8 protein-coding genes are annotated in these 9,735 nt (G+C 33.1%); 1 reads left to right on the top strand and 7 read right to left on the bottom strand.

Annotated elements, in window-relative coordinates; all coding sequences use genetic code 11:
* Positions 1-98 precede the first annotated feature (98 nt).
* From B5E48_RS12620 to B5E48_RS12600, 5 genes are all read right to left on the bottom strand, one after another.
* The gene (locus B5E48_RS12620) at positions 99-302 is read right to left on the bottom strand and encodes a DUF4177 domain-containing protein (protein WP_087305423.1); all 204 of its coding nucleotides are present in this window, start codon (positions 300-302) and stop codon (positions 99-101) included.
* Positions 303-307: 5 nt separating this feature from the next.
* A complete protein-coding gene (locus tag B5E48_RS12615; RefSeq protein ID WP_087305421.1) occupies positions 308-3,382 on the bottom strand; it encodes an AAA family ATPase in 3,075 nt (1,024 codons plus the stop codon).
* Positions 3,369-4,496, bottom strand: a complete 1,128-nt coding sequence (locus B5E48_RS12610; RefSeq protein WP_087305419.1) for an exonuclease SbcCD subunit D — start codon at positions 4,494-4,496, stop codon at positions 3,369-3,371. The genes B5E48_RS12615 and B5E48_RS12610 overlap by 14 nt, the downstream gene beginning before the upstream one ends.
* 37 nt (positions 4,497-4,533) lie before the next feature.
* Positions 4,534-4,929 (bottom strand): GNAT family N-acetyltransferase, encoded by a 396-nt coding sequence (locus B5E48_RS12605; RefSeq protein ID WP_087243965.1) that lies wholly within the window; start codon positions 4,927-4,929, stop codon positions 4,534-4,536.
* A gap of 75 nt (positions 4,930-5,004) precedes the next feature.
* Complete coding sequence (locus tag B5E48_RS12600; RefSeq protein WP_206407346.1) at positions 5,005-6,405, bottom strand: ISNCY family transposase; 1,401 nt, start codon at positions 6,403-6,405, stop codon at positions 5,005-5,007.
* 353 nt (positions 6,406-6,758) lie between these two features.
* On the opposite strand from B5E48_RS12600, the gene B5E48_RS12595 reads away from it, so the two are divergent.
* Positions 6,759-8,069: a hemolysin family protein gene (locus tag B5E48_RS12595; RefSeq protein ID WP_087305417.1), complete on the top strand. Its 1,311-nt coding sequence runs from the start codon at positions 6,759-6,761 to the stop codon at positions 8,067-8,069.
* 32 nt (positions 8,070-8,101) lie between these two features.
* On the opposite strand, the gene B5E48_RS12590 is transcribed toward B5E48_RS12595, so the two are convergent.
* A complete protein-coding gene (locus tag B5E48_RS12590; protein WP_087305415.1) occupies positions 8,102-8,533 on the bottom strand; it encodes a hypothetical protein in 432 nt (143 codons plus the stop codon).
* Between the two features lie 331 nt (positions 8,534-8,864).
* Positions 8,865-9,735, bottom strand: an 871-nt coding sequence (locus tag B5E48_RS12585; RefSeq protein WP_143747028.1) for a transposase, incomplete at its 5' end; no start/stop codon positions are given.

Below are 9,735 nucleotides of genomic sequence, written 5' to 3'. Positions count from 1 at the left end.
CAATATCTGAAGGTGATTTTTATAATACAAAAAATCACTTTGCAATTTGAAATTCAACTCCCACAAGAAGAGTTGAATTTAAATATACAAAGTGGAATTTAGTTTTTCATTTCACCAAAAACCAAATCTATTTCTTCTATGTAACCATTGCCTCTTTGCAAAACTGGAATCCAACCCGCATAACGCCATCCTTCACTTGCATAGCTATCAATGATCTCATGCAACTTTTCAAAACGATATTCAGTGATTCCAAAACCTGAAACCTTGGCTGTCATACGATGATATTTATAAATCATTTCCATTTGGCTTAACCCCTTTCGATATGTAATGAACTGCCCTGTTGTCCTTTTTCCACAATAATCTGAGTATCAATTCTTTCTTTCAATTCATCAACATGAGAAATAATACCAATCGTCTTATGATCATTCTTTAAATCCATTAAAACTGATAAAGCCTGATCAATAGATTCATGATCTAAAGTCCCAAAACCTTCATCAATAAATAGCGTATTCAATTCAATGCCGCCGGCATAATTTTGGATCATGGATGATAGACCTAAAGCCAGTGATAAAGCCGCTTTAAAAGATTCTCCACCTGATAAAGACTGAATATCTCGCATCATTCCCGTTTCATAATCCAGAACACTTAAATCTAATCCTTGTTGTTTAACACCTTTGACATCTTTTTTACGATACAAGGCAAATCGTCCTTGTGTCATTTTTAATAGCTCAATATTTGCAAATTCGAGAATCTGTTCAAAATAAGCTGATAAAACATATCTTTCAAAAGACATACGTAAAGGATTCTTTCCTGATGTATAATCATATAAATCCTGATAAAGTGTATACTTTTCAAAAATATCCTGATTTTTATGATAATCCTTATCTAACTGATCTAATGTTTCCTGATTTTGCTTATAAACATGTAAAGTCTCATGATATTGTGTATAAGTTTCATCACGTTTTTGTGCCAATGCATCTAACTGTTGTTTTTCTAAAGACAAATCAGTCATGTGATAATCTTTGGTTTTCTCTTCTAAAAGCTGTTTTTGTTTCCCTAATGCTTCTTTTTGAATGATATAATTCTGATAATCTTTTTCCTGATTAAAAATAGACTGTTGACGTTTTTGATAATCTAAAAACTGTTCTTCACTATCAAAGTATTGATCAATAAATGCCTGATAACGCTGTGTATATGCTTGTTGCTTTGATTCTAAATCATCTATTTGACTAGAGAATGTTTCAAGCTGATGCGTATAAACAGAAATATCTTTTTGGCATTGATGATATTGATTTTCAATATCATGAATATGCTGATCTAGCTGTTGAAATTGTATTTGTTGCTGTTTCAATAAAACAGAGATATCTTGTTCATTAGACAAATGATATTCTTCTTGAAGCTGTGTATATTGTTGATGTAATAAAGATAACTGTTTTTCTTTATCAATGATCTGATTTTGCATATCCTGTAGATATTGATTCTGTTGTTGAAGTAAAAGATGATCCTGTTTCAGATTTTTTTGAATCTTCTTTAAATAAATCACATCATTATATTTTTTCTGATATGTTTTTTCCTGTTCATCAATAACCTGTACAATATCAGATAATAAACGAATAAAAACTTCTTTTGATAATTCTTCTTGAATATCCAGCTGTTTTTTTAACATCTCAATACGTGTTTTCATTTGTTGAACAAGTTCATTTTGTTGGAAAACTTCCTGATATGCTTCCTGTTGTTGTTGATTAAGCACTTCTACCTGTTGAGATAAATTCTCTAATTCATGAGAAGATAAAACCGATGTTTCCAGTTGAGCCAAATGAGGATGATGCGTTGAGCCACAGACTGGACAAGGTTCATTTTCTTTTAAATGAGATGCTAAAATGCCTGCCTGTTGACGACGGAAAAGTTCATCTTCATGGCGATATTTGACTAATATATCTTCATATTTTTGATGCTTCTTTTGATAATTCACTGACAAATCATAGTGATGATCTTCTAAAGATTTCCATTCATCATAAAACTGACTGAGTTCATGAATCATGACTCTTTTTTTATTAATATCTTTGACATTTTTCTCATTTTGTTCTAATTCCAATTCTAAACGCGGTAAACGATTGACATTTTCCTGATCACGTTGAATGCGATTGTCTAGCTTTTCATAGCGTGACTGTAAATTTTGATAATCGTTTTGCATAGATTGATATTGTTTGTACTGGTTTTGATATTGTTGAAGAAGCTGATGATATTGTTGATATTTTTCTAAAGATTGTTTGGTATTATCAATATCTAATAAAAGCTGATCTTTTTGTTGTTTTTCTTTTTCTAATTGCTGATATTCTCTTTCAAGCTGTTCAAACTGTTTTTGAGAAGTTTCTAACTGTTTATGAACTTTTTGTTTTTGATTCATGGCCTGTTGATATGACAGTTTGATTTGTTGATACTGGTCTAATAAAGATTGATGATCTTTGATGGCTGTCACTTGATCTAAATCATGTTTCAATGAAGCCATCATCTTTTCTTGATTTTGTAAAGTCTGATATTGTTGTGTGATTTGTTGTAATTCTGATAATTGAAGATTTTGTTGTTGTTTTTGATAATAAAGATTCGCAAACTGATCATAGCTTGCCTTCGCATTTTGATACGATGTCTGATAGTGTTGTAACTGATCATGAAGCTTTTCATTTTCCAAAGTGGCTTCCTGAATATAGGAAGGATGGAATTCCTGTTGATGCATGTTCATAAACGCAGAATCTAGCTGCAACATGGAAAAACGTGATGATAAAGCTTGTGATGATAATAAAAACTGATCTTTGTAAGTTTTCACCTGTTCTTTCAATAGATTTTCAAAAACAACCAGTGATTCACTATGAAAAACATGACGTAAAACACGTTCTCTTTCTTCACTGCTGGCATAAATCAGTTTCGTAAACTCACCTTGTGCAATCATGACAATCTGTTTAAACTGATGAACATCAACACCCAATAATTCCTTGATTTTGGCATTGACTTCTTTAACTCCTTCAATCATATGTTCTCCATCATCTAAATAAGCATTGGCATTTTTAGGTGTTTTATAGCCTTCACGATAATAAGTCGGTGAACGCTTGATTGTATAGATATGCTGATGTAATTCAAAAGTCAATTCTACATACGTTTCATCTTTTGCATCCGCAAAGTCACTGCGAAAAAAAGAAACATGACGATGTGAACCACTGGCTTCTCCATACAAAGCAAACGTAATCGCATCAAAGAGAGTAGTCTTTCCTGAACCTGTTGGTCCACTAATTAAATATAAGCCATGATCTAACATATTTTCAAAATCAACAACAGTGAAATCTTTATAGGTCATAAAAGCATTCATTGTTAATTTAATAATTCTCACTCTCTTCACCTGCCTTTTCCAATAATGTTCTCACAACATCTTTTTGTAAATCATTTAATTTTTGACTTTTGACATCTTGATAAAATTGTTCAAATAATGACAAAGTATCCATCTGTTGAATAGATTGTATCGGTTGAAATGAATTTGTCTGATTATGTTTCATTAAATATTGATAAGTGATCTGTAAAAGATGAGGATATAAAACACGAAGTTGTTCAATCGCATGAGGAACAATGGTTTCATCTAATAATTCAAAAGCTAAAAAATCATCTTTTTTCTCAATAAAATCATTTTGCATAAACTGTGCAAATGTACCTTGATATTTTTTTAGAGTCTGACGTGGATGTAATTCATGGGTTGTGATAGATAAATCATCTGTATCCACAATCACAATAGATTTTTTTTGATTCACTTCATCAAAAGAATAACACATCAAAGACCCACTATAACGCATCGTTTCACGTTTCACCTTTTGAGGTGCATGAAGATGTCCTAAAGCGACATAATCAAAATCATCAAATAAAGAAGCATCAATGATTTCACTGCCTCCTACACTTAATGGAACTTCTGATTCACTTGTGACACTAGAGTGTCCAACAAATTGATGTGTGACCAGTATATTTTGATAATCATAGTCAAGACTTTGCTTGGAAAGATAAAAAGATAACGCACTTTGATAATCATGCATGTCCTGATCAGGATATAACATTTTCACCTGTGATGGCTTGACAAAAGGCAATAAATAAAACCTTGTCTTTCCATACTCTACAAAAGCCATATTCTCTTTTAAATATGTTTCAATATGTAAACCATTTTTAGATAAAATAGAACTTGCAAAATGTAAACGATCCCTACTATCATGATTTCCACTGATCATTAAAACCTGAATATGATAAGTTAATAAAGCCTGACTTAAAAAATCATCTAATAAATTCACTGCCTCCTGACTTGGTATCAAACGATCATAAACATCACCTGCAATGACTAATAAACGAATATCCTGTTCATCCATATATGTTAATAATTCAAATAACAATTCACGTTGAATATCTAATAAAGAATATTGATGTATGACTTTCCCTAAATGTAAATCCCCAATATGTACAAACTTCATGTTATACCTCCTTTTCCATTATTATAAAACAAACACATTATATTTCCCAAATAAAAACCATTTTTTCCTTTTCATCACTCGCAAAAAAACGACGCTGTTTTGCAGGAATAACCTTTGTTTCTATATATCTTGCGCCTAATTTTTGAATGGTACGTAAAGAAGCCTGATTATGAGGATCACAAGTTAAAATCACCTGATGAAACTGTAATTGTTTTTGTAAAAGCAAACAAGCCTGATAAGCATAATGATGACCACGATAAGCTTCATCAATATGATAACCAATATGACCATCAAAATAGTGTTGTTGCATGGTTCCTTCTCTAAAAGTTAAACGCCCTACTTCTATTGAATCAACCATAATGGCATAAATATAATAAGGCGTAAAGCCTCTAGGCAAATGTTCATGAACGTATTCCAGTAATTCAAGTTTCATATATGCTTCACCTCTTTTTTACATACTCTTATCATAACAATATGTCAAGCAATTTTGAAAATGTCCTAAAAAAAGTTAAACATTAGCACCGTTTGTACGATGCTTTTGTCTTGCTAGAAAGCCAAGAAAGTCATCATTTCTCCAAGGATGTTCCATTGGCGGAATGTACTGCTTTTTTGGCTTGCTTTCTTTGATTTCACCATCAAACTCCTTTGAATGCCTTTCATGCTCTAGTATCTCCTTCATGATGAATAGTTCGTCCAATACATTGACATATAGCCCACCATCAAATGACTCGATGACCATGCAGTCTGTTTTCTTTTTCAGATAGTATGGCACTCCTCTATCAGAAACAGGAATATAGAACTTATTCTTGTATCTGATGCTGTGACCAGAATCAATCTTTCTCGGTGAAAGAACAGCCAGTGTTGAATTAATTTTTTCCATTGATGGTTGCTTTTCAAATACCGATTGTGTAGTATTAAGGTGTAGAGCGAACTGATCATTGAATTTTTTTAGGTAGGAGTTTAAAAATTCGTTGGCTTCCTCTATGGAAGACACATGAGCACGTCTCAATTCAACAGGCAATCGAGACTGGAAGGTCTGATTGAGTCTCTCGATTCTGCCTTTGGCCTGAGCGATGCTTGTGGTCTTTATATCAACACCAAGGTTATGGCATGCGTAGGAGAATTGGGTGAAGGTATCCTCGTCATCGAAAGCCTTGGTTTTTCTTTTGTATTCAAAGACAGTACGCCTGTCAGTATAGAACATGGCAGGGATACCATAACCAGTCAAGATTTGAAAGAAAACATTGTAATAGCCATTCAAGGTTTCCTGAGTATCAAAATAGGCCCCAACCACAGTGCCAGTAGAATCATCAACAGCGAGATGAAGATGCCATATATGACCAGGAATCCATTCGAAAGAAGAGGCGTCCATCTGAATCATCTCACCGAAGTATTTGCATCTTGACCTTCTTGGATGAGCATTTTCATCATCGACGGAAGCGATGGCCATCTTGATCTGATTCTTAACCTTCTGAGAAGAAGTCTGATCAAGCTTCTGCTTAAGCTTTTTCTTCATGAGTTTCTTGGTCTTTCTTCTAGCCTTAGGGGAAAGGACATTCTCCTCTCTGAGCCATTTGTTAAGAGTGGTATCGGATATACTGATGTCAAGATCCTCCTTAACGATTTCGCAATAATGAGTGAAATTTGTATCGGAATAATCATTGATATAGGAAGAGACAATTCTATTTCTCATATCAAGAGGGATAGTGGTAGAAGGACATCTGCCACGATTGCCGTGAATAAAGGCAGCCTTGCCACCATTTTTATATTTGAGTATGAGTCTGTTCACAGTGCGAACAGTACAGCCAATCTTGATGGCAGCACGTTTCTTGTTGCCATTCGTTTCAACAAGTTTTTTAATGATTTCATATTTTTTTAATTCATTCATTCTTAATTCAACCTTTCTCATCATCAAACCTCCAATAAAAAGTGAGGTTTATAGTATAACAGGATTATTTGATAATGTCCCAACATGTTGGGACATTATCAATCTTGATACATTGAGACATTATCATATTTGAATCAGATTTTTTACATACTCTTATCATAACAATATTGACAGTTACGTGCAATATGATAAAATAGAACACATAAAAGGGAGTAGTTAGCATCATTTCATGATGTTATATAATCGACATCACGCTAAGTTTATTAGCCGGTTTTATATATGAAATAACGAGACTTTTATTGCAGTGTTGTGGTAGTTGTCTTTTTTTTGTATCACAAACATATAGAGCCAAAAAATAAAAGGAGAGTGAAGTTATGGACTCTATACCCTCGCAATTATTATTGCAGATTATTTTAATTTTATTGAATGCATTCTTTGCAGCAACAGAAATTGCTGTACTATCATTAAACAAAACACAGTTAGAGAAAAAAGCTGAAAATGGTGAAAAAACAGCTAAACGCTTATTAATTCTTCTACAAGAACCTTCTGGATTCTTATCAACAATTCAAATTGGAATTACGTTAGCTGGATTTTTAGGAAGTGCCTTTGCGGCTGATAACTTCTCAGAGTATCTTGTTCAATGGGTATCACAGGATTTAGGAATCACAAGTATCCCATTAAATGTCCTTGATACACTATCAGTCATTGTTATTACAATTATTTTATCTTATTTTACTTTAATTCTAGGTGAATTGGTTCCTAAAAGAATTGCCATGCAAAAACCATATGAAGTATCTAAAATCTCATGTGGCACAGTTTTAATGATTGCAAAAATTATGAACCCCGTTGTCAAATTCTTATCTTTTTCAACCAATGCCGTTTTAAAACTATTACACTTAAAAACAGAAGCTGAAGAAGATAGCATCACTGAAGAAGAAATTTTAACAATGATCGAACTCGGTGAAAAACGTGGCGTTTTAGATGAAGATGAAAGTGAATGGCTACAAAATATATTTGATTTTAATGATACAGATATCTCTGAAATTATGACACCTTCTGTTGATATTGTTTATATTTCAGCAGATGCCTCGCAAGAAGAGATTATTAAAATCATTCAAAATACTGGATTATCACGTTATCCTGTTTATCAAAACGATGAAAATAACATTATCGGTGTCTTACATGTCAGAGATTATTTGTTGAATCTCCAAACAAAAAAGAAACCATTTGAAAAGATTCTTACAAAACCATACCTTATTCCAGATTCCATGAGAGCTGATGATTTATTTGCAGATATGCAAAATAAAAATATTCATTTTGCTATCGCTATTGATGAATTTGGAGGTATCAGTGGAATCATTACATTAGAAGATTTAGTTGAAGAAATCTTTGGAAATATCTATGATGAACATGACTCACGTGAGCGCCCAGATATTCAAAAAATCAATGAAACACAATGGCGTGTCAATGGAAATACAAATATCGAAGATCTTGTTGAAGCAACAGGTATTCAATTTCCAGAAGATGAAGACTACAATACCATTGGTGGTTACATATATAGTCATCTTCGTTCTATCCCAAAAGATGGTACAACGAAAACAATTCACATAGATAACATAACTTTCCAGATCACCAAGATTCAAGATCGTCGTATCAAAGAAGTCATCATAACAAAAAAAGCCTAGTCGAAATTAATCAACTAGGTCCTTTTTTTCGCTTACAATAGGTCATCCGCACTAAATTTTAATGTCACATCACAAGTATTACTTGGTTCTAACCCATGTGATCTTACTCCAGTGAAATAAACTGTTCCTTTTTTACATCCATGTTCACTCACAAGTACTGCACGATTCAATGGAATTCCTTCTGCTTTAGTCATAATTGTCTTAGAAGAAGTAATTAATTCAGCAAAATTTCCTAATGCCGCATCTCCATATGTTTTTTTTAATGTACCAATTTGACTTGTCATAGTTTTTTTACTTCCATAAGTTGTATCATAATGAGCATAACCCCAAGCTGGAATATTTTTGTGTGTCACCGTTTGATATCTTGTTCCTTGTTCATATACATAAGCTAAAGCTGAAGTCATTGTTCCCCCTAAAACAAGAAAACTCAAACCTAATGCCATAACCTTTTTTTGAATTGACATAACCCTCACCTCCTTTCGACAATAGTCTACCAAAATACTCAAAAAAGTTATTCTATATATAAAATTTGTGCATATTTTAACTATAAAAATGCACACTTTGGGTATTTTTTCTGATATAAAAATCTTTGTCATATAATGTAGATAGTTGTCAAAAAGACAAACTATTAAATGTCAATAATTAATTTAAAAAATTGATTTTAATAGTGTTTGTCCTGATTGAGAGGAGCAATCCGATGTTGTTTGATGTATTTAGTGGATTTTTGGGTGCACTAAAAACAACTTTTCAAAATATATATTTTGAAAGCTCTTACATTTTAGATTTTCTGCTTTTTTAAGCTATTGATTCGGTCGTTTCGTTTTTATAAACAAAGCGATGAATTTCACCATTGACATCAGAATATTGATAAATCTGTTTTCTGGTATTCTTTGGAAAATCTAAAGATATTGAATTGAAGAACGTATTTCGGGTTTCTTCTGGTAATCGCATGATATGTTCATGCATGATTACAAAACTGCTTTCGCTTTTCATGATTGAATAGATATATCTGGCAATACGATTGGCAACTGCAATAACTGCCAGTTTATGACGCTTCTTATTTCCGTTCTTCACTCTTTCAAATAAGTGCTTAAGAACAGGATTGTGCCGTCTGGCAAATTCAGCGATCATGTAAAGAGCGTGTCTCAGATATTTTGATCCTTTCTTGGAAATCTTGCCCATGATCTCCACGGACTTGCCAGAACGCTTGTTTCGTGGCGATGAACCGCTGTAAGAGACATAATGATCAGCATTCTTGAATCTGAAGATGTCTCCGGTTTCAGCGATGATAACAGCAGCGGTCAAAGGACCACAACCAGTGATGGTCATCAATAGACTGTAAACATTAAAAGTGGCGGCAAGCTTTCTGATATCTTTTTCAATCAGTTTCAATTGTGCACGAATATTGAAGATGCTTTCAACAGTGTTGGAAATAACGCATCTTATATGATCGGATACATGTGGAACCAGTGTATCCTGAGCATAATTGAATAGCTTATCTATCTTATCCAAACTGCAGCGATGCTTGGTTGCTTCGTAAACGAGAGAAAACACTTCATTTTTGGAAGCATTTATGATATCATGCGAAGTAGGATATTGAGATAAGACAGCTAGAAAAGCAGCTGATTTAGGTTCAAAAACATACTGAAGTTCAGGGAAATAACAA

The sequence above is a fragment of the Massilimicrobiota sp. An105 genome, assembly GCF_002161155.1.
GTDB lineage: Bacteria > Bacillota_I > Bacilli_A > Erysipelotrichales > Coprobacillaceae > Allocoprobacillus > Allocoprobacillus merdigallinarum.
This window is presented reverse-complemented; position numbering and strand designations above follow the sequence as displayed.